Origin of the sequence: Prevotella heparinolytica, assembly GCF_002998535.1 — a bacterium.
In the GTDB taxonomy this organism is placed as follows: domain Bacteria; phylum Bacteroidota; class Bacteroidia; order Bacteroidales; family Bacteroidaceae; genus Bacteroides; species Bacteroides heparinolyticus.
The window spans coordinates 428,767-454,239 of record NZ_CP027234.1 but is presented as its reverse complement, the minus strand read 5'-3'; the positions used below and the strand labels follow the sequence as shown (position 1 = coordinate 454,239).

At 44.8% G+C, this 25,473-nt stretch carries 19 protein-coding genes and 1 tRNA gene; 10 read left to right on the top strand and 10 right to left on the bottom strand.

What is annotated here, in order from left to right; genetic code table 11:
• The first annotated feature begins 21 nt into the window (after positions 1–21).
• A complete protein-coding gene (locus C3V43_RS01780) occupies positions 22–780 on the top strand; it encodes a copper homeostasis protein CutC (protein ID WP_106068347.1) in 759 nt (252 codons plus the stop codon).
• A gap of 567 nt (positions 781–1,347) precedes the next feature.
• Here the strand turns inward: C3V43_RS01780 and C3V43_RS01775 are convergent.
• On the bottom strand, positions 1,348–1,950 hold the full coding sequence (locus tag C3V43_RS01775) for an OmpH/Skp family outer membrane protein (protein WP_106040053.1): 603 nt from the start codon (positions 1,948–1,950) through the stop codon (positions 1,348–1,350).
• 24 nt (positions 1,951–1,974) lie between these two features.
• Positions 1,975–2,208: a hypothetical protein gene (locus tag C3V43_RS01770; RefSeq protein WP_106068346.1), complete on the bottom strand. Its 234-nt coding sequence runs from the start codon at positions 2,206–2,208 to the stop codon at positions 1,975–1,977.
• Positions 2,209–2,528: 320 nt separating this feature from the next.
• On the opposite strand from C3V43_RS01770, the gene C3V43_RS01765 reads away from it, so the two are divergent.
• Both C3V43_RS01765 and C3V43_RS01760 read left to right on the top strand, forming a co-directional pair.
• A complete protein-coding gene (locus tag C3V43_RS01765; protein WP_106068345.1) occupies positions 2,529–3,989 on the top strand; it encodes an aminoacyl-histidine dipeptidase in 1,461 nt (486 codons plus the stop codon).
• A gap of 47 nt (positions 3,990–4,036) precedes the next feature.
• Complete coding sequence (locus C3V43_RS01760; RefSeq protein WP_235655877.1) at positions 4,037–5,071, top strand: endonuclease/exonuclease/phosphatase family protein; 1,035 nt, start codon at positions 4,037–4,039, stop codon at positions 5,069–5,071.
• Positions 5,072–5,588: 517 nt separating this feature from the next.
• On the opposite strand, the gene C3V43_RS01755 is transcribed toward C3V43_RS01760, so the two are convergent.
• Positions 5,589–6,278 carry a response regulator transcription factor gene (locus tag C3V43_RS01755; protein ID WP_106040050.1) on the bottom strand — a complete coding sequence of 230 codons (690 nt, stop codon included), beginning with the start codon at positions 6,276–6,278 and terminating at the stop codon, positions 5,589–5,591.
• A 20-nt stretch (positions 6,279–6,298) separates the two neighbouring features.
• Entirely contained in the window at positions 6,299–7,795 is a 1,497-nt protein-coding gene (locus tag C3V43_RS01750; RefSeq protein ID WP_106068343.1) for a sensor histidine kinase, read from the bottom strand.
• A 197-nt stretch (positions 7,796–7,992) separates the two neighbouring features.
• Here C3V43_RS01750 and C3V43_RS01745 point away from each other — a divergent pair, with 197 nt between their 5' ends.
• A complete protein-coding gene (locus C3V43_RS01745) occupies positions 7,993–8,859 on the top strand; it encodes a GLPGLI family protein (RefSeq protein WP_106068342.1) in 867 nt (288 codons plus the stop codon).
• 14 nt (positions 8,860–8,873) lie between these two features.
• Positions 8,874–11,390: a carboxypeptidase regulatory-like domain-containing protein gene (locus C3V43_RS01740; protein ID WP_235655876.1), complete on the top strand. Its 2,517-nt coding sequence runs from the start codon at positions 8,874–8,876 to the stop codon at positions 11,388–11,390.
• Here the strand turns inward: C3V43_RS01740 and C3V43_RS01735 are convergent.
• The 6 genes from C3V43_RS01735 to C3V43_RS01710 all read right to left on the bottom strand — a co-directional run bounded on the left by C3V43_RS01735 (position 11,362) and on the right by C3V43_RS01710 (position 17,879).
• Positions 11,362–12,060 carry a phosphatase PAP2 family protein gene (locus tag C3V43_RS01735; protein WP_106068340.1) on the bottom strand — a complete coding sequence of 233 codons (699 nt, stop codon included), beginning with the start codon at positions 12,058–12,060 and terminating at the stop codon, positions 11,362–11,364. The genes C3V43_RS01740 and C3V43_RS01735 overlap by 29 nt on opposite strands.
• Before the next feature lie 2 nt (positions 12,061–12,062).
• Positions 12,063–13,976 carry an LTA synthase family protein gene (locus tag C3V43_RS01730; RefSeq protein WP_106068339.1) on the bottom strand — a complete coding sequence of 638 codons (1,914 nt, stop codon included), beginning with the start codon at positions 13,974–13,976 and terminating at the stop codon, positions 12,063–12,065.
• Positions 13,977–14,102: 126 nt separating this feature from the next.
• Positions 14,103–14,759, bottom strand: coding sequence for a fructose-6-phosphate aldolase (gene fsa / locus C3V43_RS01725; RefSeq protein ID WP_106040045.1), 657 nt, complete (start codon positions 14,757–14,759; stop codon positions 14,103–14,105).
• 154 nt (positions 14,760–14,913) lie between these two features.
• Positions 14,914–16,911 carry a type I pullulanase gene (pulA, locus tag C3V43_RS01720; protein WP_106068338.1) on the bottom strand — a complete coding sequence of 666 codons (1,998 nt, stop codon included), beginning with the start codon at positions 16,909–16,911 and terminating at the stop codon, positions 14,914–14,916.
• 96 nt (positions 16,912–17,007) lie between these two features.
• The gene (gene ruvC / locus C3V43_RS01715) at positions 17,008–17,577 is read right to left on the bottom strand and encodes a crossover junction endodeoxyribonuclease RuvC (protein ID WP_106040043.1); all 570 of its coding nucleotides are present in this window, start codon (positions 17,575–17,577) and stop codon (positions 17,008–17,010) included.
• A complete protein-coding gene (locus C3V43_RS01710; RefSeq protein WP_106068337.1) occupies positions 17,574–17,879 on the bottom strand; it encodes a DUF4286 family protein in 306 nt (101 codons plus the stop codon). Before C3V43_RS01710 ends, ruvC begins: the two co-directional genes overlap by 4 nt.
• Before the next feature lie 106 nt (positions 17,880–17,985).
• Between C3V43_RS01710 and C3V43_RS01705 the strand changes: the two genes are divergently transcribed.
• The 5 genes from C3V43_RS01705 (at position 17,986) to C3V43_RS01685 (ending at position 25,392) form a co-directional block, all read left to right on the top strand.
• A tRNA-Ala gene (locus C3V43_RS01705) sits at positions 17,986–18,059 on the top strand.
• A 1,118-nt stretch (positions 18,060–19,177) separates the two neighbouring features.
• Complete coding sequence (locus tag C3V43_RS01700) at positions 19,178–20,464, top strand: site-specific integrase (RefSeq protein ID WP_106070404.1); 1,287 nt, start codon at positions 19,178–19,180, stop codon at positions 20,462–20,464.
• Between the two features lie 12 nt (positions 20,465–20,476).
• On the top strand, positions 20,477–21,757 hold the full coding sequence (locus C3V43_RS01695; protein WP_106068336.1) for a PDDEXK nuclease domain-containing protein: 1,281 nt from the start codon (positions 20,477–20,479) through the stop codon (positions 21,755–21,757).
• A gap of 81 nt (positions 21,758–21,838) precedes the next feature.
• Complete coding sequence (locus C3V43_RS01690; RefSeq protein WP_106068335.1) at positions 21,839–23,347, top strand: DUF262 domain-containing protein; 1,509 nt, start codon at positions 21,839–21,841, stop codon at positions 23,345–23,347.
• Between the two features lie 5 nt (positions 23,348–23,352).
• Positions 23,353–25,392, top strand: a complete 2,040-nt coding sequence (locus C3V43_RS01685; RefSeq protein WP_106068334.1) for a DUF262 domain-containing protein — start codon at positions 23,353–23,355, stop codon at positions 25,390–25,392.
• The last annotated feature ends 81 nt before the right edge of the window (positions 25,393–25,473 follow it).

Genomic DNA, 25,473 nt, shown 5'->3' with positions numbered 1-25,473 from the left:
CACAGACCATACGTTTATCAAATGGAAAATTATCAGTTTGAAGTTTGTGCCAACTCCGTAGAGAGTTGCCTTGCCGCCCAAGCCGGAGGAGCCCACCGGGTGGAGCTGTGCGCCGGCATTCCCGAAGGAGGCACCACCCCATCTTATGGCGACATCCTCATAGCCCGCGAGCATCTACGAGAAACCAAACTACATGTCATCATCCGTCCACGTGGAGGCGATTTTCTATATTCCTCCATCGAGCAACGCATCATGCTGAAAGATATTGAGAATACCCGCCGTTTGGGAGCAGACGGCGTAGTCTTCGGCTGCTTGACGGCAGAAGGAGATGTAGACGTCTCTCTGATGAAGCTGCTAATGGAAGCTGCCCGGGGCATGTCCGTCACCTTCCATCGTGCATTCGACGTTTGCCGTAATCCGCACGAAGCACTTGAAGACATCATCCGACTGGGCTGCAACCGCATCCTGACTTCGGGGCAACAAGCCACGGCAGAACAAGGCATCCCCTTATTGAAAGAACTCGGACAACAGGCCGCAAACCGGATTATCCTGCTGGCAGGCTGCGGAGTGAACGAATCAAACATAGCCCGCATTGCCCAAGAAACCGGAATCCGCGAATTTCACTTCTCTGCCAGAGAGAACCGGACAAGCGACATGCTGTATCACAACCAATCCGTCTCCATGGGCGGAACAGTCCACATAGACGAATACACACGCAGTGTCACCACCTCCGAGCGGGTGAAACAGACTATTGAGGCGCTGCATTCGGGCAAGCAATAAAAGGATACGGACCAAGACGTACAAGGGAGCAAGCCCGACCAACATGCGGGAATGTTAATCGGCTCGGCCCGAAAAACCTGTCGGCAGTTCAATGATTCCTCAAAAGACACCTTGCCCTAAAGCGTGAGGCCACCTTTCCTAAGGTGTGGGAGTAGCTTCCGTAAGATGCGGGCTTATGCCTTCTAAAGTGTGGGCTTAGGACTCCTAAAGTGTGAGGTTGCACCTCTTAAAGTGTGGGGGTATGTTCATTAAAGTGTGGGCATATGCCTCCTCAAATGTGGGCATAGGATTGTACAAGCGTAAAATGCCAAATTATGTTGAATTACAAACATGGAGGAATTCACCCACAGTTTTGTCGGACTGACCCCATACAAGCCGTATCAAGCAATCGCTTCCAGATACAAAAAAACACAGATGACATGGATTCTTCTTCAAATCCATGCCATCTGCGTTTTCTAAACATTTGAGAAATGTGCCCTATATTATTTTAATGCACTCTTTCCTTATTTATAATCTTATAATGCCCGCATTCGGCCGAATATTTGTCACGAAAATCAAGGCTTCGCGTTATTTCTTTGCAGGAGAAGAGTATCTTGCATTCAAGCCTTCCAGAATCTCCTTGGTGATGTTGTACACACTGTCTGCATACAACAGGTTGTCGAATCCCGTATTGCTTATAATCATGCTGTAACCTTTTGTTTTATTATACTCTTTCAGGAAAGCATTGATGGAGTCGCGCAATTGCAGACTGTTTTTTTCGTTTTCGCTCATCAATTCCGATTGCAGCTTGTTGCTCAAAGTCTGCAAGTCTTGTTCCAGTTTAGCGATGCGGTTATATTCCTGCTGCGCCCTCTCCTGAGAAAGATAGGCGTTATTCTGATACTTCGTCTGGAATTCTTGTTTTTGTTTCTCCAATTCACCGGCTTTCTGATTCAGGGTCAGACGTACATTCTCACTCTTCTTCACCATGGCCTCGTTTAAGTCAACACAGAAATTATATTTTGCGAGAAGCGTATCTATCTCGACATAGGCAATCTTCATTTCGGATAATCCGCCGGCATGCACAGGGTCGTTTGTTGTCTGTTTATCAGCATTACCGGTACATTGAGCAAATAAAACGATCAGAGCAAAAGCTGCCAAACCGTTCACGAGGTAGTTTAATCTCTTCATAATAGATAAATATTGTTTTTAAAATTAGTTCATACTATCGTTTAAGGCTTTTTCCAATTCATCAATGGAGAAACGGGATTTACGCTGTGCTTCCCTGTCCTGCGACTGCACGCAGCCGATGCCTCTGTCGCGCATGGCCTTGTTGCCACTGACATGCCCGTTAGGGAACTTACCGCCTTTTACGAAAAAGACCTTTATTCCCAATAAAACAATGCAAATAGCAACTATTAACAGAGTTATCAATATTGTATTGAGCATTTCCTCTAATTTTGTTATATGAAAAACAGTGTTTTTACTATTTTTGTGGTGCAAATATAGGGCTTTGGTTGGACTAACCTACTTTTTTTGCTCTAAAAAAAGAGAAAGGGGAATAAAATAGGCTTCTTTTTAACCGACTTTAGCAATAAAGATTAACAGTCATGCTCCAAGCACAAGTTGCACATGCCATATATCTGCCCTATACCACCTTCGTGTCTGCTCCGCACCCATAGATACGGAGAAGGCACAGATTTGATACGGAGGCTGCATGGAAGTTGCATGGAGATTGTACAAAGAAACCATTATTAAAAACATACGATATGGAGAAAAAAGAATTGAAACCGGCAAACGTATTTCGTTATTTCGAAGAAATCTGCCAAGTGCCGCGCCCTTCCAAGAAGGAAGAGAAAATGATTGCTTATTTAAAAGCGTTCGGAGAAAAGCATAAGTTGGAAACAAAAGTAGACGAAGCCGGAAACGTCTTGATAAAGAAGCCGGCCACTCCGGGCATGGAGAACAGAAAGACGGTTGTCCTGCAATCGCATATCGACATGGTGTGTGAAAAGAACAATGACGTGAAGCACGACTTCCTCACCGACCCCATCGAAACCGAAATAGACGGTGAATGGTTGAAAGCCAAAGGAACCACCTTAGGTGCCGACAACGGCATAGGAGTGGCAACCGAACTGGCTATCCTCACCGACAACAGCATTGAACACGGTCCCATAGAATGCCTGTTCACTGTAGATGAAGAGACGGGACTGACGGGCGCTTTTGCCTTGAAAGAGGGCTTCATGAGCGGAGACATCCTGCTCAACCTTGATTCGGAAGACGAAGGCGAACTCTTCATCGGTTGTGCGGGTGGCATAGACTCGGTCGCAGAGTTTACATACAAGGAGGTGGATGTGCCGGCAGGATATTTCTTCTGCAAAGTGCAGGTAAAAGGACTGAAAGGCGGACATTCCGGAGGCGACATACACTTGGGAAGGGGCAATGCCAACAAGCTGCTGAACCGTTTTCTGAGTGCGGCATTCGGCAAATATGACTTATATCTTTGTGAAATAGACGGCGGCAACCTGCGCAACGCCATTGCCCGCGAAGCACATGCGGTGATTGCCTTGCCCGATGCCGACAAGCATGCTTTGCGTGCAGACCTGAATGTTTTTGCGGCAGAGGCACAAGCCGAATCAGCCGTCGTAGAACCCGATTTGCAGTTTATACTCGAATCGGATCATCCTCACCCCAAAGCCATCGACAAAGATACGACCAAACGACTGTTGCAAACCATCTATGCCGTGCCTCACGGAGTATTTGCCATGAGTCAGGACATTCCGGGACTGGTAGAGACCTCCACCAATCTGGCTTCCGTGAAAATGAAGCCTAACCACATCATCCGCATCGAGACGAGCCAGCGCAGTTCTACCGCATCTTCCAAACAAGACATAGCCAATATAGTGCGCACCGTATTCGAGATGGGCGGGGCCTCCGTATCGTTCGGCGACGGTTATCCCGGTTGGAAACCGAACCCGCATTCGGAAATTCTGGAGGTGGCGGCAGATTCTTACAAGCGGCTGTTCGGCGTAGACGCCAAAGTAAAAGCCATCCATGCGGGTTTGGAGTGTGGTCTGTTCCTCGACAAGTATCCGACGCTGGACATGGTTTCCTTCGGTCCTACCCTGCAAGGCGTACACTCTCCCGACGAACGGATGCTCATTCCTACCGTCGATAAATTCTGGAGGCATCTGCTGGATATCTTAAAGCATGTGCCTGTAAAAAAGTGACGAGTGGCACAGGATAGCTTGTGATGCCGATTAATAAGACGATATGGATGGCTGTCCTTTTTCTCTGCCTGCACATTGTCGTGTACGGGCAAGAGAAAAAGGACAGTCTCGTTTTCCGCGTGATGAGCTACAACGTGGAAAACCTCTTCGACCTCCGGCACGACACGCTGAAAAACGACCATGAGTTCCTGCCCGATGCCCTGCGCCGCTGGAACTATGCCAAGTATAAGAAAAAGCTGGACAACATAGCCCGCGTCATCATCGCCGTCGGCGGTTGGACGCCTCCCGCACTCGTAGCCTTGTGTGAAGTGGAAAACGACAGTGTGATGCGCGACCTCACCCGCTACTCCGCACTGCGGGAAGTCGGGTACCGATACATAATGACGCAATCGGCCGACGAACGCGGCATCGACGTCGCCTTACTCTATCGGCGCAGTCATTTCAAACCGCTTTCCTGCCAAAGCCTTTCGGTAAGCAGGTTTAGGAGAGATGCCCACCCCACACGCGATATACTCCACGTAAGCGGACTGTTGTTGAACAAAGACACGCTGGATGTATTCGTGGCCCACTTTCCATCCCGTTCGGGAGGTGCCAAAGAGTCCGAACCTTACCGCCTGCATGCCGCCCGAAGAGTGAGGACGGCCATAGACAGTCTGTTCCGCCTACGCCGGCATCCGCAAATCCTTCTTATGGGAGACTTCAACGACTATCCCCACAACAAAAGCATAAGGCGGGTGCTGAAGGCCGGAGCGCCTCCCCTCTCGCCGGATTCACTGCATGCACACGGCCTCTACCATCTGCTGGCCGGGAAAACGACCGTCAGCAAGCACTTCGGAAGCTATAAATATCAAGGAGAATGGGGCTTGCTGGACCATATCATCGTGTCGGGCAGTCTTCTTCAAAAAGATTCATCCCTCCATACAGACGAAACGAAAGCCGATGTGTTTGCTCCTCCCTTTCTTTTGGAAGAAGACAAGAAATATGGAGGAAAACAACCCTTCCGCACCTATCGCGGCATGAAATATCGGGCCGGATACAGCGACCATCTGCCTGTATGGGCGGAATTCCGACTATTGTATTAAAGTCGATACGGCGCTCCAAAAGCGTGTTTCTCGCTTTCAGCCGATAACCTTCAACGATGTCTCAGTATCGCTGAAATGACATACGTATCTCATGGGTGATGACATACGTATCTCATGGGTGATGACATACGCATCTCATGGGCAACGACATCAGCATCTCATGGGCAACGACATCAGCATCTCATGGGCAACGACATCAGCATCTCATGGGCAACGACATCAGCATCTCATGGGCAACGACATCAGCATCTCATGGGCAACGACATCAGCATCTCATGGGCAACGACATCAGCATCTCATGGGCAACGACATCAGCATCTCATGGGCAACGACATCAGCATCTCATGGGCAACGACATCAGCATCTCATGGGCAACGACATCAGCATCTCATGGGCAACGACATCAGCATCTCATGGGCAACGACATCAGCATCTCATGGGCAACGACATCAGCATCTCATGGGCAACGACATCAGCATCTCATGGGCAATAGAAATATCTGCTTCATGGTTTCCCGTCACACTCCCATAACGACAAATACATACCCTTTCTTCATCAGCGACTCAATCTTTACAGTCGGGTCGTTTTTCAAGGCCTTTCGCAGATAGGAAATCTGAACATTCAGAGCAAGGGAATTGGCATAAGAACTGTTGCCCCACACAAGTTCCAGCAGTCTGTCGCGACTGACGGAAGTGTTACGATTCAAGACAAGCAGGCGGAGGATGTCTGCCTGGCGGGAAGTGACCAGCACCTTGTTGTTTCCGGTGCGTATCTCGTTGGTGCTGTAATTAAATACGGAATTGCCGAAGGAGTAGGTCTCGTCTTCCACAACACCGGAAAGTTGCACGGCGAAGCGCTCGCGGATGCGTGCCATCAACTCTTCGGGATAGAAAGGCTTGGCCAGATAATCGTTTGCCTTCAGTTGAAAACCTTGCAGACGGTCCGCCTTGTCGCTACGGTCGGAGAGAAAGAAAATAAGGACGTGCTTATCCGTTTCCCGAATTCGTTCGGCCACTTCAAAACCGTTAAGGCCGGGCATATTGATATCGAGCAGCACCAAATCGGGCTTGACACGGACAAACTGCTCAAGGGCGATGTTGCCGTTACCGGCATAAGTCACCTCGTAACCTTCTTTTTCGAGGAAACGTTTCAGCAGCATGGAGTACTTCAAATCATCGTCGGCAAAAAGTATCTTCAGGGATTTCATATTCAGTACTTGAGATTAGCTTATTGAGGTATGGATATTTCTATCGTCGTGCCCTTGTCCACCCGACTTGTCAGAGAGACAGTGCCCCGATGGGCTTCCACCAAGAGCTTGACGTAACTCAATCCCAAACCGATGCCGGGAAGGGCCTTGTCGGGAAGGTTACTGCTGCGATAGAACTTATCGAACACACGCAGTTGCTCGGACGCGGGGATGCCGATGCCATCGTCGGTGACTTTTATCGTAAGCCTATGGTCGTGCAACGCACAGTCGACAAGAATATGAACCGAAGCTCCCGAATACTTCACGGCATTTTCTATCAGGTTACTGACGATGTTGGAGATGTGCACCGGGTCGGCAGTGACGAGCAGACGGTCCGTAAAGCCGGTTGTAAATGTCACTTGCTTGCCCTCGGGAGCATGCTGCAAGCGTATCAGCTTTTCCACAACCGGTTTCAAATCGAAAGTACTTACCGACAAGTGCGTTTGTTCATCATCGGCACGCGTCATGTCGCGAAGCTTTTGGAGATAGGCCGAAAGATTGTCCAGTTCGGACATGGAATCGCGCACCACCTCGTCCATGCCCTGCTCGTCCGTACGCATGTTCTTGTCGCTGAGAAAAGCCACACACATTTTCAAAGCCTGCACCGGGCGCTTCAGTTCGTGTATCATCGTATTTACAAAGCTTTTACGCAACTCGTCGATGCGGCGTTGTTTCAGAATCGTTTTTATCTGCAACAACAGGCAGACGGCCAGCAAGAATATAAGGAACAGACTTCCGAGTAACTGCCGGCCCATACGAAGCAAAAGGGTATGAGGCAATATCCGCACGTCTATCTGCACCAACTCGCGTTTCAACGGATTATAAGGATAGACTATGCGGAGAACCGGACGCAAACCATTGCCCAACCTTTCTACTGTTTCCGCCCATTGATAAAGGGTATCCGGCCTCATCGTCAACTTCGTCTCAAAAGTCATATCGCCCAGTTTCGCTGCCAGCACCGAATCGAAACGCTGCAAGGTGAAAGGCACATCCACTTGCAACTGATAGGCGTTTATCGCCTCAGTGAAGCTCATATCGAACAAGGCTTTATCATCTCCGTATATCACTATTTTCTCTTTATGGACAACACTATCTATCGATATGTTAAGGTTGAAGTCGGCTTCAGCGGTCTTGGCAATCTTCTTTATCGTCCGCAAAGAGTCGGCAAACGTGGAACCGATGATAAAGGTACGCGTATAGCACTCCTTCGCTTTTCCGGTCGCAGAGTCCCTGTCCGCACGCATATCCAGATTGGTATTGTAGAAAGAGACATTGGGCTTGATAAACACTTTCTTGGGCTGCATGCGGCGGACGGAATCGTTTGCCGCCACGGCATCCATTACACACCGACGAATTTCTTCCTCATACTCTCCGTTCTTGTACTGATATTGATTCCATAACCAATACCCCTGCCCTGCCACAATCAGTATCATGGACGCGAACGACAATGCCCATATAATCTTTATTCTCCGTTCCATCTTTGCGATATTCCTTTTCTCCACAGTGGCAAAGGTAATCTTTTCAGGGAATCGGATGTACGTACGAGGCTCTCTTTTTTCTTTCGGAGTAATATCTCAGTAATAACTTTCCTGCTCCGGTACAATCTTTTCGTGTAGATTTGCGACAAACAGAAACATCAATCAGTGTCCGACATCACCTCTAAAAACTATAAGACATGAAAAAGAAAGCTTCACTCATCGCAATGCTGACCATAATAGCATTGGCTGCGCATGCACAATTCAGTATCAACATAGGCATGGGCAAGACCTTCCGAAAGGATACCATAGACCAAGCCGTGTTCATCGTTCAATACGAAGTAGACGGCTGTATAGACACGTTGAAAAAAGAACGCTTCAAAGAGACCATGATGCTGGAAGTAGGAAAGAAATCTTCCAGATTTTATAGCTATACGAAGTATGTAAGCGATTCCGTGCTTGCCGCCGATATTGCCAATAACGTCTCCAAAGAAGTCATGATGGAGCATGCCAAACAATTCGGGAAAAGCAGACTTAATGAACAAACATACAAACGGTATCCGGTAGGAAAAGTCACCACGCTGAACGAAATAGCGGGAGACATCAGCAGGCTCCGTTGCGAAGAAACAGAAGAACGTCCGCAATGGACTCTTTCAGCAGACACGGCCACCATTCTCGGCTATGTATGCAACAAGGCGGAATGCTTCTTCAAGGGAAGAAGATGGACGGCTTGGTATAGCCCGGAAATCTCTTCCGGTGAAGGACCATGGAAACTGTTCGGCCTTCCGGGATTGATATTGAAAGCCGAAGACGGCGATAAGCATTACACCTTCACTTGCACAGGCATAGAGCAATGTCGTTCTTATCGCCCCCTCCTCTTCAACGGGAAAGATTACGAACCCATAAACCGTAAAGCATACGATAAAATCCACGAAAGATACCATGCAGACCCGGTAGACTTCATCACCGGCAGTATGCCCAACGTCAGTGTCACCGTACAAGACCAGCAAGGCAATAAAACGAGAAATCCGATGAATATACCCTACAATCCACTCGAACGAAGATAAACATGAAAACGACAATGAGGAAGTACTTACCGGTATATCTTGCCTTGTTTTCAGTAGCCGCACAAGCCCAAACCCTCAACGGTACAGTGACAGATGCCGAAACCGGTCAACCGTTGGAAGCTGTTGTAGTCAGCGTCATGCGCGACAACACGACGGTAGACTATGCCCTGACCGATGCCCAAGGCCGATATGCTTTGCCGTGGAGGCACAAAGATACATTGCAAGTCTGTGCTTCCTTATTGGGATATAGGAGAGAAGTCCGCCGAATAGCGGCAGCCGGAATACTGAACCTTTCCCTGCAATCCGAAGCCATTGTCCTGAAAGAAGTGCAAATACGCCCCGGACGAATCCATAGCCGTAAAGATACGGTACGCTATGACCTCTCGCAGTTTGCATCTTCCAAAGACGTGCACATTAAAGATGTATTGAAGCGGCTGCCCGGAGTGGACGTGGAAGAAAACGGGCAAGTAAAGTACAAAGGCAAAGCCATCGACCACTTTCTGGTAGAAGGCATGGATGTGACGGGCGGACGCTACAACCAAGTGAACAATAACCTGAACGCCAAAGCCGTAAAGACTGCGGAAATCATGGAGAACTACCAGTCCTTAAAAACATTAAAGGGCAAAATAAGTTCCGATGAAGTGGCTCTGAACCTGAAGCTCGACCCGAAAGCCCGCGACCAGTGGATAATGAATGGCATGTTGGGAATGGGGCTGAGCAATGCCGTCGAAAAGGAAGAGGCTTCCAATGAAAATAAAGGCATTCTTTGGAAAGGCGCCCTCAATGCTTTGCAGTTAGGCAAGGGCAGGCAAAGCCTGTACAACTATAAGACAAACAACAATGGCACAGACCTAAGCAAAGAGCAAACGCTGTTTATAAACAATAACAGTGCAAATTTCGACCAATCCTCTTTCCTCTCGCAACCCGGCATCAGTGCACCGCTCGATAAGAAACGCCTGCTCTTCAACCACACGCACACTGTCAACGGCAATCGCATGTACAAATGGAACGACGAGAAAAGTCTCCGCTTGCAAGCAGGATATACGCACGACCAAATCGAACAGGAACGGAGCAACACACTGTCCTACTACCGGCCCGGCGACACCATCCGCATAGACGAGACGTATCACCATCGCCTGCTGAGTGATAATGCTTATGCAGAACTTCATTATGAAGACAACAGCCCCAAGCACTATCTGAGCAACCGGTTCAGGGCAGAGGGAACAACAGAACGGAGCACTCTGCAAGAATTACACCAGAGAATACAGACCTCGCAACTGAAAGCCGACAACAGTTTCCACTTACTCCGCAACAAAGGAATGAATACGTGGGAGGTCAATTCCGCAGTGCAATATACTCTTCTTCCCTCATCTCTGCAAGTGGCAGACGAGAAAGAAACGTATCGCCGGCAAAGCCTCCATACAGACAACAGCATAAGCTATCTGCGCAAACATAACGACTTCACACAGCAATATCGGGCAGGGGTGCAAGGGGAATGGGGCAGTCTCTCACAAGCCTCCGGTTGCCCGACCGACATCTCCAACCTTTCCGTCTATTTCACTCCCTTTTTCCAATTGGAACGAGGCAAATGGCAAGGTAACCTCACGCTTCCTTTTCATGGAAAAAGATTCTTCAGCCAAAAGGAAAACTATCTTCTGTATGCCCCTTCCATCTATCTCCGTTGCCAGATAGACTATCATTGGAAGCTGACTTTCTTCAGCAGCCTGATTCGTTCTGTCGGGAATGGAATCGACCAGTATCGCTCCATTTACCGGACTGATTACCGGACTTGGCGCAACAACGGAACAACTCCCGTCAGCCTCAGCCAAAACTACCGGCTATACGGAGAATACAAAAATACCGCACAAGAATTTTTCATAACCGCTTCCCTCTATTATCAGCACGCGTGGAAGAATGCGCTCTACGGACAAAGCATTTCGCAAGACTCCATTATCCACACACTTCATGATTTGCCCAACAGAACGGAATACTGGTCATTTACAGGCACACTCTCCAAAGGATTTTATGACTGGCACCTGAAAACGTCGTTGAACTTCTCGCTGAACCGCAACACGGGGAAGCAACTCACCAACAAGCTGCTGCAAACATACCGGTACGACTATCTGAGAATAGAACCGAAAATAATCTGGCAACCTACCCCTAATCTGGAAGCCGAATATCATGCTACCGTCGGCTACGGCGGCAGCAAGATAGGCAATGGCACCCACCTCACTCCACTACTGAACTTCGTGCAACGCTTGTATCTCACCATGAACTTCGGCAAGTTCGAACTCCGCCTTTCGGGAGAACACTATCGGAATGACTTAAACAGCAACACACATCTCAGCACAGTGTTTGCAGACGCGTCGCTCGTCTATAAAACTGCAAAATGGAGACTGGAAGCCAACTTTAACAATCTCTTAAACAAGAAAGGATATGCCTATACACTCTATTCGGCCACGCAAAGCAGCACTTCACGTCTGAATATCCGTCCGAGGGAGGTCATGATAACGGCAAGTCATCAGTTCTGAGCGTGCTTATCAGTGCATAAATAAATATTCCCACAATGGTTATTCCTCCTATCAATACAGGAGCATAAATGTGGACAACCTGCTGGGCATGTTTGTGACCGCTGACCTTCATAAACAAACGATACATGACATAGGCACCGGCCAGACCGACCAATGTGCCTGCCAGCAAATCACCGGGATAGTGCACACCGAGATAAACCCTTGAATAACAGGTGAGCAAAGCCCATAGAGCCATGAAAAGGGTAAGCCATCGCCTACGAAACAAAAAGAAGATGAAGAAAGCCAGACCGAAAGTGTTGGCTGCATGGCACGAAGGAAAGCCATAGCGTCCCCCACGGCGATTATTCACAAGATGCACCATCTCCGAAATAGGGTTTTCAAGATTGGAAGGACGCAAACGCTCTACATAGGGGCGTATCAATGTGGCACACACTTGATCGGCCAAAACAATTGTCAAAGCCAATCCCAGCACACAACATAAAGTGACCTTCCAATGAAAGCTGCGCAACATCACATACCAGATGGCCGCATACATAGGTACCCACACCCATTTGCCGCTATAAGCACTCATAAAATAGTCGAAAAACTCACTATGCATCCGGTTGAAGAAAAAGAAAACGTTTGTGTCCGCTTCCACCGCCTGCTGAAGAATATTCATGAATAATACCATACTTATCTTTGGGCTATATCGTCATACAATTTTTGCAGATAAGCCTGCCCAAGCGACAGGTTTTTACCTTTTGACTCCCCTTCGTCTACCACCACCTTGCCAGCCTGACAATCGTATATCACCTGATTCTCCTCCGTCACCATGCCGAAAGCATCGGGCACTGTGAAGAAAGCAAAATGAGGAACAGAAGGGTTCAACATATCTTTACTGAAAATAAATTCATTATGAGGCAAGCCTAACTGAGACAACAACGTAGCGGCAATATCATGTTGCGAACCATACACGTCAACGCGTTGCGGCTCGCGAACTGCACCGCCCACCATCAACAACGGTATTCGGTAACGTTCCAAAGAAAGATTGTCAACATGTTCGGGATAAGCCCCCAAATGATCGGGCACAAAAACTATCACCGTATTTTTCCATGCCGGCAACTTACGGAAGCGATTTACAAAGTCGCCTACACAACTATCCGTATAAGCAAATGCATTCAAACGATTGTTCTCCAGCCTACGATAAGGAACGTCAAAGGGTTCGTGACTGCTGGAAGTCTGCAATACATAGAAGAACGACCTTTGTTCCTCATTCGACACGAATCGTCCTTCGCTCCTTTCCGAACGTCGGGTCAGATCCTCCAGCAGACGATTGAATACCACATGGTCGTGTGCTCCCCACTTGCTCAAGCGTTCCGCTATAGGGAAGTCTTTGTCTGAAACTATATTTTCAAAACCTGACGACATGAGATAAGAACGCATATTCGTAAAATCGGCATCACCGCCATAATAGTATTTGGTTTCATAGCCCGCTTTCTTCAAGCAGCCTGCAATGGCCGGAATAGACTGCGTCTTACGCGGATATTTCATAATACTTGTAGTGGGTTGGGCAGGATAACCGCTCAAGATGGACACCAAGCCACGGTCTGTACGGAAACTATTGGCATAGAAGTTTGTAAAAAGTACCCCCTCCTTGCTCAGGCTATCCAGATATATGGCAATATCCGGTTCACCGCCCAGCGCTGTCATCAACTTGGAGGAGAAACTCTCCAGAATAACAAAAAGTACATTCGGACGTCGAGTAGTAAACAATGTATGCAATGAATCTTCAGGCTGCCGTAAGGAAACGGTTGCTTCGGCATTGTCCTCAAGCACAGACGGGTCGAGCAGGCTCCTGAAGATAGCATCGGCTTCTTCGGCCTTCATAAAGCGGTATTGCTTGCCGAAGTCTTTCTGCTTGGCGAGCGACTCCATCAGGCCGAATGCCGGATTGATGGCAGCATGATTCAGACGTTGATTAGCACTGTAATAGACCTTCCCCACGTTCATCGTAGAGACCGTAAAACCTCCGCGAATAGGTATAAACAACAATCCGGTCATCAGCAGCAATACACAGGATGTCCTCAAACGGTAGTAGGGTAATTTTATCTGCTGCCATTGCTTCTTTTGTAACAAAACGGCATAGAATAGACCATATATACATGCCGCATAAACAGCTATAGCAACTATTCCTCCCAACACCACCCAGACACTGACACTGGCTATTGCATCCTTAGGTGAAGAGAAAAAATAGAAAAGCGGCGTGGCATCCAATCGGAATCCCCAATATTCGTATAATCCTAAATCTACAATGAAGATAATGGAAAGCAGGATGGAAATGAAAAGGAAATAGCCACATCGAAGGCGATGAAGAAAATCGGACAGTGTCCAAGCGGAAGCAACAAAAAGAAGGCTGGGAATAGCGGTCAGATAACCGGCCAAAGAAAAATCAAGCGGTAATCCATGCCAAACAACACTCCACCAATCACTCCGTGAAACCTCGGAATACAACGATTGGTAGAATAGCATGAACAAAGGTTTTTGCAGTACAAAAATAAAGACGAACAAACAGTAAGTCTTTATAAATCCTATAAGCCTTTCTTTCATCTGTGTCTTATTCCATCTCTTAAACATGAGAGACAAAAGTAAATCTTTTTATTCTAATCCACACAGATATTGGTCTTTTTTTACGATAATAGAAAAGCTTATAGGATATTTTAAGAGCCAAGCCGATTAGTTGTTCACCCGCTTGTAGTCTTCAAGAAACTTCTTCAAGCCTGCATCCGTCAGGGGATGATTGAGTAATCCCTTGATGGCCGAAAGCGGACAAGTTGCCACATCAGCACCTACTTCAAGACACTGAATGATATGTGCCGTATGACGGATAGAAGCAGCAAGCACCTGAGTGGCATAACCATAGTAGCGATATATCTCAACGATTTTGCCCACCAATGCAATGCCATCTTCACTGATATCATCGAGCCGACCCACAAATGGAGACACATACGTGGCACCGGCTTTGGCAGCCAACAGTGCCTGTCCCACAGAGAAAATCAATGTACAGTTCGTGCGAATGCCTTTTTCCGAGAAATATTTGATGGCTTTGATGCCGTCGGCAATACAAGGTACTTTCACCACAATGTGGGGGTTCAAAGCTGCCAGCTCTTCTCCCTCCCGAATGATACCTTCGTAATCGGTGGCAATCACTTCGGCGCTCACATCTCCCTGCACAATATTGCAGATATCCACATAATGCTTACGCTGATTATCTACTCCTTTGATTCCTTCTTTGGCCATAAGCGAAGGGTTGGTTGTAACGCCATCGAGCACACCTAAATCATAGGCTTCCCGAATCTGTTCCAGATTGGCCGTATCAATAAAAAATTTCATGATATAATGGTTAAGATGGTTAACGTCACAAATATAACGATTTATATCATACAATCTTCGAGTGAATCCCTATTATTTCAATACCCAACCAAACGTACCTACGCTTTTTGCACCAAACTGCCTGAATGGGGAACAAGGCGAAATATTCGTCATATCACTTCCACAAGATCATTGCCGACTGTGCGGAGATGCCTATCTCGCCACCATACAATGTGCCTAATCCCTGCCGGTCGATGAAACCATCCTTGCATACCACGGTATATTTTCCTTCGGGCAAGGAAATGAGGGCACGTTCCTTGCGGGCATTGAGCACCACGATAATTTCTTCCCATCCGTCTCCGTTAGCATGGTCTTTCAGCCGGAAAGCAATCAGATTATTACCTTCTACCGGAAGAAATTCCAAATGCCTGCGTACCATATCGGCATCGCCCATACGGAAAGCCGGATGCGACTTACGCAGTTGTATCAAACCTTTGTAGTAGGCAAATACATCGGCATGCTGTGTCTTGCGACGCCAATCTATCGCATTTACGGAGTCAGGACTTTCAAAACTGTTATGTACTCCTTTCTTATCGCGCATTACTTCCTCACCGGCATAAATAAACGGAACTCCTTGCGAAGTAAACACTGCCGTTTGTGCCAATTTATCCAACTTCACCAATTCTTCGGGAGTTATGCCGGGAACACTCGCCTTAAGCCTGTCCACCAAACACATGTCGTCATGGCAAGACACATAGCCGATCATCTGCGTTGGTTGTTCTGCCCACGGAGCTTTACTGTAGTTCACGGAATCGTAATCGACTTGCGGATGCTTCACCGCACCTGCAATGCCAAATTTAATACTTTCTTCTCCTCCCGGCAGACCGGCCAGAAAGGCGCCTTGATGATTATCATTGAACGGGCCACGCAATGCATCACGCATCTCATCGGAGAAAGCGGCAATGCCCGGCATCTTATATGTGTTGGCTTTCATGGCCAAAGAATCTGCCGCCATCTGCGGAGCCGATGCAGCCCAACCTTCACCATATATAAAAACGGTGGGGTCGACAGCCGTTGCAGCCTTACGTATCTCGTTCATGGTTTCAATATCGTGAATGCCCATCAGGTCGAAACGGAAACCGTCGATGTGATACTCGTTCATCCAATACAGTACGGATTCTATCATATATTTGCGCATCATGGGACGATTGCTGGCCGTCTCATTTCCGCAAGCCGAACCGTCGGCATACGTTCCATCGGGTCGCTGACGATAGAAATAGCCGGGTGCCGTACGCTCGAAATTACTGTCGGACGTATTGTAGGTATGATTATAAACCACATCCAATACCACCCGGATGCCGGCTCTATGCAATGCCTGCACCATCTGCTTGAACTCACGGATACGTACTTCGGGCGTATAAGGGTCCGTGGAATAAGAACCGTCGGGCACATTGTAGTTTTGCGGGTCGTATCCCCAATTGTATTTGTTCTCACTCAACTTGGTTTCATCAACCGAAGCATAATCATAGGAAGGAAGGATGTGTACATGCGTGATGCCCAGTTCCTTGAGGTGGTCGATTCCGGTCGGCAAGTTGTCAGGGTTCACTGTGCCCGTCTCGGTAAGCGCCAAGAACTTACCTTTATGCCGAATGCCGGATAAAGAGTCTATTGAGAAATCCCGGTGGTGCATCTCATAGATAATCACATCTGCCGGAGAAACCAACGCGGGACGTTTGTCGTCTGCCCAACCTTCAGGGTCGGTAGTCCTCATGTCAATGATTGCCGCACGTTTGCCGTTTACGCCTACGGCACGAGCATTGATGCCCGGAGTATCACCCAACCATTTACCGTTGATTTTCACGTTGAAAGTATAAAATTTCCCTTTCATATCTCGCTCAACATCTGCCTTCCACGTCCCTTCTTCAGAAAGCTGCATTGAGATAGTCTCATAAGCATGTCCACCGTCTCCGGTTTCAAACAACATCAGACGAACTTCGTCGGCCGTAGGTGCCCATAGAGAAAAACGAGTCACGGTCGGGCTGTATTCCATCTCTGTGAGACTACCCGAACGTACCGGATATAATTCGTAAGAAGCATATTCCTTTTTGGCAGAAGCACAACCTGCAACAGTCGCTGCAGTTACTCCTATAATGGCTAAATCTTTCAGGTTCATAATCTTATTTTCAGTTCTTCGTAATAACGATGATGTCTCATGCTATTACACATTATTATATATGCTATTTAAATATCTTTTTCCGGATTTTCTGTTTCATTTCTTCACCTTGTCCGGATTCTTGGCTATAAAGTCTTTCCATCCGTGATAGTTTTTCTCTACTGCCGGACGCCCCATCTGCAGAAAATGGCAATAAGCAGCGGCAAGTCCGTCCGTTGCATCCATAAATATCGGCATATCTTCTTTTGAGATATGCAACATTCGCTGCAACATATCTGCCACTTGCTCTTTGGATGCCTGCCCGTTTCCGGTTATCGCCATCTTTATCTTCAGAGGCGCATACTCCGTGATCGGAATATCACGGCTCAGGGCAACTGCCATTGCCACACCTTGTGCCCGGCCCAGTTTCAACATAGACTGTACATTTTTTCCGAAAAACGGTGCCTCAATGGCCAACTCATCCGGCAGGTAGCCTTCAATAATCCCCAACACACGCTCATGAATATGCCGCAGTTTCAGATAGTGGTTGCTAAACTTGCGAAGGTCGATAATCCCCATAGCCACCATTTCAGGCTTCACTCCTTTCACGCACAATACGCCATATCCCATAATAGTCGTACCGGGGTCAATGCCCAGAATAATCTTCTCTTTGACCGGTTGTATCACTCCATAACCTCCATTAAAGTAGGAAAGCCGATAACTTTATCCTTAAATGTCCTTTGCAGTTCGCCATTCAGTTCTGCTCCTTGTTCCCGATGCCAACGGTGCAAAAGAGCAGAATCCCCCACCTCGAATTGAACAGAGAAGCAAACACTGCCCTTCTCTATATGGCTCAATATACGTAATATCCGGGGAGCATGCAACATTCCTTTTTTTTCTACTTCAGGAAGATAATATTCCTGCATCCAAATCAAGAAGTTCTTCTCATCCCCTTCTTCAACATGATACGTTGTATTATATATCAGCATGATACGTTTTTTTTCAATTTATTCCGCAAACATAGCAATTATTTCAGAATAATGCATTATCTTTGCGCCATCAAAAAAGCAGAGCAACTCTGCAATCCCTAAAAAAGGGGCGTTAGCTCATCTGGCTAGAGCGTAACACTGGCAGTGTTAAGGTGATCGGTTCGAGTCCGATACGCTCCACAATCCGCTTCCAAAAGCGGATTTTTTGTATTCCCCCTTAATTGACGCAGTTGCTAACTCGCATTAGAGCAATCTTAAGCCCACACTTTAAGAACCGTAACCCCACACTTCAGAAAAGGTATGCCCACACTTTAGGAAACACCAGCCCACACTTTAGGAGAAACAAATCAAGAGAGAGGTATAGAGCACTAATATTTACTGAGTTCGGGATTAGAAGCAGGGCGATAACCTCGCACGGCGGCTTGTGTTTTAAAGCCAAACTGCATTGGTTATCAGGTGTTTTCCTCTGCCTTGTCAGACACTTGCGTCTGACGGCTCAAACACTTGTGTCTGTCACGTCAGAGACTTGTGTCTGTCGGCTTGGACACTTGCCTCTGTCACGACAAAGGATTGCAGCTGTCAAAACAGGACGAGGGCAGCCGGCCTGAAAGGCTCTCTTCTCTTCTGCCTGACTGCCGTAAACCGGTGCATTCAGGAAATATCCGCCCGACAGGATGCAGCCCCTCATCTTCAGCAAAAGGAACAGCCTATCCCGAACTCAAGTAATATTTCTTCCCGAAGTGTTCCGCAAAAATTATTTCTGTCTTAATATAATGAAAGATACACCACGCACTTCCAATCCCGAAACTTTTCAGGAAAAGAAAAACATTTACCTCTTGGACAGCTCTCCTCCTCGCCTCGGCTCGCTATATAGATGCCCTCGGCTGGAAATATAGATGCAGCACGCTCGGCATATACATGCAGCGCGGTGGAGATATATCTCCATCAAAGCCATCATACAGGTATCTCTCGCAAGGGATGCCTCTCAGCAAACACTTAGTACTAATTCTCAACAAAAAAAGCATCGTGATTGAACAGAACACTGAAAAACAAACCGGCATAAAAAAAGCATTCAAAAAAAGAAATAAAATCTTCTTTGAATGCCTAAACTTTATATCGTATTTCTGCGGAGAGACAGGCTCTTTCTCTTGAACTATCATAAACTATCAAATCTCATCAATTTATTGTAATATAGCAGTTTGCGAAAATCATTAATAAAATGAGATTTCACGGAAAATCTTTGGTAGAATCAATTTTTGGGTGTAAATTTGGGTGCAGAAATCAAAACACCCAAAAGTATGAACATCAAGCGGAATATTATTTTCACGTTGGAAAGCAGGAAAAAGGACGGAGTTCTCATAGTAGAGAATGTGCCTATTCGTATGCGTGTCAATTTTGCTTCCAAACGAATTGAATTCACAACAGGTTATCGTATTGATGCAGCGAAATGGGATACTGATAAGCAGCGAGTAAGAAACGGTTGCACAAACAAACTGAAACAATCAGCTTCTGAAATCAATGCTTCACTTTTGGGCTATTATACAGAGGTGCAGGAAATCTTCAAGAAATTTGAAGTTGAAGAAATAATGCCAACCCCTGAACAAATAAAAGAAGCATTCAATGAGCTGCACAAACCTATAGAAGATGTAAACCCAAGAAAATCAACACCTAATGCTTTCTACAAGGTATTTGATGAGTTTGTGAGAGATTGTGGAAGACAGAATGATTGGACAGATTCTACTTACGAGAAGTTTGCTGCTGTGAAAAATCATTTGATAAACTTTCGTAATGAACTTACATTTGATTTCTTTGATGAGAAAGGTCTAAATGATTATGTTACCTATCTTCGTGATGTAAAGGAAATGCGCAATTCTACTATTGGCAAGCAACTCAGTTTCTTAAAATGGTTTTTACGTTGGGCTTTTAGGAAAGGTGTACATCAAAACAATGCTTACGATAGCTATAAACCTAAACTCAAAAGTACACAGAAGAAAATCATCTTCCTCACATGGGAGGAACTGAACAAACTCCGAGAGTTCGAAATACCTGCTGCCAAGCAAGCTCTTGATCGGGTGCGTGATGTATTTCTCTTCCAATGCTTCACGGGCTTGCGCTACTCCGATGTGTTTAATCTTCGTAGAAGTGATATAAAGGGCGACCACATTGAGGTTACAACGGTTAAGACTTCTGATAGCCTGATTATCGAGTTGAACAACCATAGCAAAGCGATTCTTGACAAGTACAAGGATGTGGCGTTTGAAGATGACAAGGTGCTGCCTGTTATTACCAATCAGAAAATGAATGACTACCTCAAAGAATTGGCAGAAATGGCTGGAATTGACGAGCCTATTCGCCAAACGTATTACAAAGGTAATGAGCGTATTGACGAAGTTACACCTAAATATGCCCTGCTTGGCACACATGCAGGTCGCCGCACTTTTATCTGCAATGCGCTTGCATTGGGTATTCCTCCGCAGGTGGTGATGAAATGGACAGGACATAGCGACTATAAGGCAATGAAGCCGTATATTGACATTGCAGACGACATTAAGGCGAATGCTATGAGCAAGTTCAATCAATTATAACACTGAAACGATATGAGGCAAGATAAAATACAGAAAGCAGATAATCAAGATTTATCTCCCGTCGTACGAGCTATTGGTACTGACCTCGAGCATACACAAGTGCGTGTGATTGCTTCGGCTAATGCCGATATGCTTTTCCACTATTGGAAAGTGGGGCATTTTATCCTCTACCTCCAAAAAAAACAAGGTTGGGGAAGCAAAGTCATAGATAAGCTTTCCAAGGCGATACGTTCTAAATATCCAGATAAGAAAGGCTATTCTCGTAGAAATATCTTCTATATGTGCCAGTTTGCCAGTGCTTATCCGTTGGAAGTGCTGAAAGAAATGGATAGGATAGATAGCTTACTCACGACTCCTACAGTAGAAAATGTTTTGAGCTTGACTAATGAACTCAATCAAATTGTGCAACAACCTGTTGCACTAATTCAATCCACAGATAATCAATCAAACACAATTACGCAACAGCCTGTTGCACAATTAGAAGAAGTTACTGAAATATTGTCAACAATCTATCACTGCGACATCAGTCAGATAGAGGAAATCTTCAAGCATTCCGCCATTGTTCGCACTAACTGGGCGAGCCATGTTATTCTGCTTAATAGTAAACTCCCTTTGGGCGAGTGCTATTGGTACATTACGCAAGCAGTTGCTAATGGGTGGAGTCGCAATGTTCTGCAAATGCAGATTGAGACCAATCTTTTCGCTCGACAGATTGCGGTAAAGAAAGTGAGCAACTTTTCTGTACGATTACCCAAACCGCAAAGCGACCTTGCCAACTATCTGATGAAAGACCCTTACATCTTTGATATGATGGGACAGACAGATAAAATGGCAGAACGAGACGTTGAAAAGCAATTGGTTTCTCATATCACCAAATATCTTTTGGAAATGGGCAGTGGCTTTGCTTTTGTTGCACAACAGAAGCATTTTGAAGTGGGCGATTCTGATTTCTATGCCGACCTTATTCTCTATAACATTCAACTGCATGCATACGTTGTTGTCGAACTCAAAGCCACAGCTTTTAAGCCTGAATATATGGGACAACTCAATTTCTACATCAATGTAGTGGACGATACCCTCCGTGGCGAACACGACAACAATACCATCGGCTTGCTCCTCTGTAATGGAGGTGATAAGGTGGTAGCGCAATATGCACTCTCTGGCTACGATCAGCCAATTGGTGTGAGTGATTATCAACTGTCAAAGGCTATTCCCGATAATCTAAAATCAGCTCTGCCTACGGTGGAGGAAGTTGAGGAAGAATTAAGTAAGATTGTAGATAAAAACATATAAAAGGATATTTCAATTGTTATACTGACCTTTTAAAATGGTTTGGATTACGATGTGTAAACTCATATAACTAATACTCATATTATGAATAGTTTAACATTATCAATAACTACTATAGGTGATTTGCTACTTCGCAAAACCATAACGAATTGCGAGGAGCCTATCAAGGATGTAGAGCTATGTGTGCCTCTCTATCAGCGTCCGTACAAATGGACAGCTCGGAATGTCATACAATTGCTCGATGATATTATTGATGCCAAGAATAGTAATAAGGAAAGATACAGGGTTGGTACGCTTATCCTTCACAAAACAAAGGAAAAGGGACAATATGATATTGTTGATGGACAGCAACGTATCATTACTTTCTCTCTTCTTTTGACGGCATTAGGAGAAAATAGTATCGGGTTTTTGAAACAAAAGATATATGACAATACGTACAATGACCATAATATCGCCAACAACTATAATGCACTTTTCCGTAGGGTTGGATTAAAGTCGGAAGACAATGATTCGGCAGTTGAACATCAACGGGAGATGGAGCATCTTAAGGATTATATTGAGAACAGGTGTGAGTTGATTGTTGTGATAACCACCGATGTGTCTGAAGCTTTTCAGTTCTTTGACTCTCAAAATGCACGGGGTAAGGCTCTTTATCCTCATGATTTGTTGAAAGCATACCATCTACGCGAGATGAATAACATCAGCGAGGGTGAAACAGAAAGAATAGTAAAGGATTGGGAACAGGTTTCACAAAGAGATTTAGCTGATTTCTTTGGTAATTACCTATATCGTATCAAAGAATGGGTAGCAGGCAACAAAGCTAATATCTTGAATGAGCATAACATCCATATGTTCAAAGGTGTTACTCGTTCAGCAAGAACGCCTTATGCCCAATTCTACAAGAGTGCCTATTGCTATGCAGATATGGTCAATTCTTCTGCAATGCCTTTTGTCTCAGGTACTCGGAATGTAAATGCGTTCCAATTAGACACACCGATAATTGCCGGTAAGCCGTTCTTTGAATATACAAAGCACTATTATAATATACTAAAAGATATTCAGAATAACAATAAGTATGAGGGATTCTATATCAATGACAATATAATAGTTAAAACATTAGACCGGCACTTCAAAAAAGGAATAGGTAACGGTATAACACGTCTGATGTTTGACACCTCTGTTCTGCTTTACGTTGACAGATTCTGCCCAGAGACATATCCGACAAAAGAAGATATTGACTTGTTTGAACAATTTGTCATATATGCGTTCATTTGGGCTTATTCTTTGAGAGCACAATATACTAATCTTGGTTGGCTTTCTGCACAAAACTACATTATGGGATGGAGTGAAAAGATTAACACATTTAATATGTATAAACTGATAGCTAAGCAAGATACACCGACTTCATTACTGAGTGCTTTGGCTGACAAGCTTAACCCACTTTCAAATAATGACATTAAAGATGGTTGGGCGCAGGAATGCTATGAGTATAGTGGTGATGGTAAAGCACTGAAGGAACTAAAGGATAAGAACGATGGTGTGTATAAAAACTATCTGTTTTTTTTTCAAATAAATGGTTTTTATAAAAATTGACGACAATGAAAGATTTGAATAATATTCTTGAAGAGTGTTCTATTAATGACATCTATTTTTCAAACAGAGGGGCGTCTATATTATACAAGATACCTATTTATCAGCGTAATTATGCTTGGGGACGTGATGAAATATGTGCCTTAATAAAGGATGTATATGATTCTCTGGAGAAGCCTGTCTATTATATTGGTACTCTTGTCACATACAAGCGAGATGATAATATTTATGAAGTTATTGATGGACAACAGCGATTGACAACAATCTACATTATTTTAAAGGCTTTAGGAATAGAGAATATTTCAAATACTCTTACTTATTCTGCAAGAAGAATTTCAGCGGCAACAATAAAAAAGATGCCTATTTTCGATGATGACAACGATATGGGTATTCTTAATGGCTTCCATTACGCAAAGGAAGCACTCAAAGAGATTGTAGGTGACAAGAAGACTGATATCGAATCTTTTAAGTCTTTTTTCTTGGACAAGGTGCATATCATCCATTATCGTGTGCCGAAAGATGTAGATTTGAATCACTATTTTGAGGTTATGAACTCTCGCGGTGAGCAGTTAGAAAAGTACGAAATAGTAAAAGCTAAACTCTGCGAACAATTAATTGGCGATGATGAGGCTATGGAGAAGTTTAGTCGTATATGGGAGGCTTGTAGTGATATGAGTTTCTATATTCAGCAGAAGCTCCCTGGGATGACAAATGTCTTTGGTAAAACAATGGAAGATTTTGAAATGGAATCTTTCGACGACTTCCCAGATTCTAATGTGGAGTCTTCTTTATCATTAGGAATGAAAACTATTTCAGATTTTTTAAATACACCTATAAAAAAAATAGAAAAGAGGGAAGAAGATGATATAAACGATTGTTTCCAGCCTATAATAGACTTTCCGAATTTTCTGTTAATTGTACTGAAAATTACGAGATTGTTGAACGAGGATGATTTTAATCCTTTGAGTTTCACGCTTGATGATAAAGAACTAATTAAGGAGTTTGATAAAGTAAATCTTACTCCCAAGTTTGTTAAGGACTTCGCATACAATCTCCTTTTGGCAAAATACTTTCTTGATAACTTTGTAATACATCATACAAATGGCGAAGATAGAGCCATTGAGAATCCATGGAAGTTGCAATATTTTTACAAGAAAGGTAGTAAGGCCGCTTATCTAAAGGATTTGTATGAGGACAATAAGGCACAACAGAATGAGGTTATTCAATTATTGTCTATGTTTGAAGTCGCTTTCACACCTAAGCAAAGAAAAAACTATCTGTTCTATTGTTTATACCACTTGTTTGAGGATTGTGACCTTAATAGTTATGTGGAATTCTTAAGAAAACTGGCTGATAAGTATTTCTTTGATGTATATCTCGATGCAAGTAAACTCAACGACATAAATCAGCCGAAGCCAAATAGTTTTGATGAGACTATTTTTAATAATGGTGAATTGAATGTTGAATTAGAAGAAGTGAATCGGGACTTCAATCGTATCTACCCCATCGGTTCATGCAATATACCTTTATATGTATTTAATTATACAGATTATAAGCTTTGGAAGAAATATGTTGTTGAATTGCGAGGTAACAAAGCAAAAAAGAATTCTCGTAATCGAATAGATTTTTTCAACTCATTGGGTTGTAGTGATTTTGAGTTGGATTCTTTCAATAACTTCTATTTCTCTCGAACAAGAAAAAGTCTGGAGCATTATTATCCACAAGCTAAGGCTGGAGACAATATGCCAATTAGTACGCAAGATATAAACTGCTATGGTAATTTTGCCATGATAGGTTCCGATGCAAACAGTTCTGGCTCAAACTGGAATCCAATTGATAAAAAGAATCGCTATCTTGATACAAAGTCCAATCAGGTGAGTGTTGCTTCCTTAAAGTTCAGAATTATGTTACAGATATGCCAAGACAATTACAATAACGGTATTAAAGACAAAGAAAAAGAACGTCCATTTGGCTTAGAATGGGACGTAGAAGATATAGTTAGACACCAGAACAAGATGTTAGAGATGATTATGAATAAAACTGATTGAAAGTCAAAATAGCACCATTATACCATACCTATAACATAGCCATTAGCATATTTGCACATTGTATTGACTACCTATCGTCAT

Coding starts and splice junctions, on each gene's coding strand:
- C3V43_RS01765 (WP_106068345.1), top strand. CDS start 2,529: ATGGAGAAAAAAGAATTGAAACCGGCAAACGTATTTCGTTATTTCGAA.
- C3V43_RS01755 (WP_106040050.1), bottom strand. CDS start 6,278: ATGAAATCCCTGAAGATACTTTTTGCCGACGATGATTTGAAGTACTCC.
- fsa (WP_106040045.1), bottom strand. CDS start 14,759: ATGAAATTTTTTATTGATACGGCCAATCTGGAACAGATTCGGGAAGCC.
- C3V43_RS01780 (WP_106068347.1), top strand. CDS start 22: ATGGAAAATTATCAGTTTGAAGTTTGTGCCAACTCCGTAGAGAGTTGC.
- pulA (WP_106068338.1), bottom strand. CDS start 16,911: ATGAACCTGAAAGATTTAGCCATTATAGGAGTAACTGCAGCGACTGTT.
- C3V43_RS01700 (WP_106070404.1), top strand. CDS start 19,178: ATGAACATCAAGCGGAATATTATTTTCACGTTGGAAAGCAGGAAAAAG.
- C3V43_RS01695 (WP_106068336.1), top strand. CDS start 20,477: ATGAGGCAAGATAAAATACAGAAAGCAGATAATCAAGATTTATCTCCC.
- C3V43_RS01735 (WP_106068340.1), bottom strand. CDS start 12,060: ATGGTATTATTCATGAATATTCTTCAGCAGGCGGTGGAAGCGGACACA.
- C3V43_RS01745 (WP_106068342.1), top strand. CDS start 7,993: ATGAAAAAGAAAGCTTCACTCATCGCAATGCTGACCATAATAGCATTG.
- C3V43_RS01770 (WP_106068346.1), bottom strand. CDS start 2,208: ATGCTCAATACAATATTGATAACTCTGTTAATAGTTGCTATTTGCATT.
- C3V43_RS01710 (WP_106068337.1), bottom strand. CDS start 17,879: ATGCTGATATATAATACAACGTATCATGTTGAAGAAGGGGATGAGAAG.
- C3V43_RS01775 (WP_106040053.1), bottom strand. CDS start 1,950: ATGAAGAGATTAAACTACCTCGTGAACGGTTTGGCAGCTTTTGCTCTG.
- C3V43_RS01740 (WP_235655876.1), top strand. CDS start 8,874: ATGAGGAAGTACTTACCGGTATATCTTGCCTTGTTTTCAGTAGCCGCA.
- C3V43_RS01750 (WP_106068343.1), bottom strand. CDS start 7,795: ATGGAACGGAGAATAAAGATTATATGGGCATTGTCGTTCGCGTCCATG.
- C3V43_RS01685 (WP_106068334.1), top strand. CDS start 23,353: ATGAAAGATTTGAATAATATTCTTGAAGAGTGTTCTATTAATGACATC.
- C3V43_RS01690 (WP_106068335.1), top strand. CDS start 21,839: ATGAATAGTTTAACATTATCAATAACTACTATAGGTGATTTGCTACTT.
- C3V43_RS01730 (WP_106068339.1), bottom strand. CDS start 13,976: ATGAAAGAAAGGCTTATAGGATTTATAAAGACTTACTGTTTGTTCGTC.
- C3V43_RS01760 (WP_235655877.1), top strand. CDS start 4,037: ATGGCTGTCCTTTTTCTCTGCCTGCACATTGTCGTGTACGGGCAAGAG.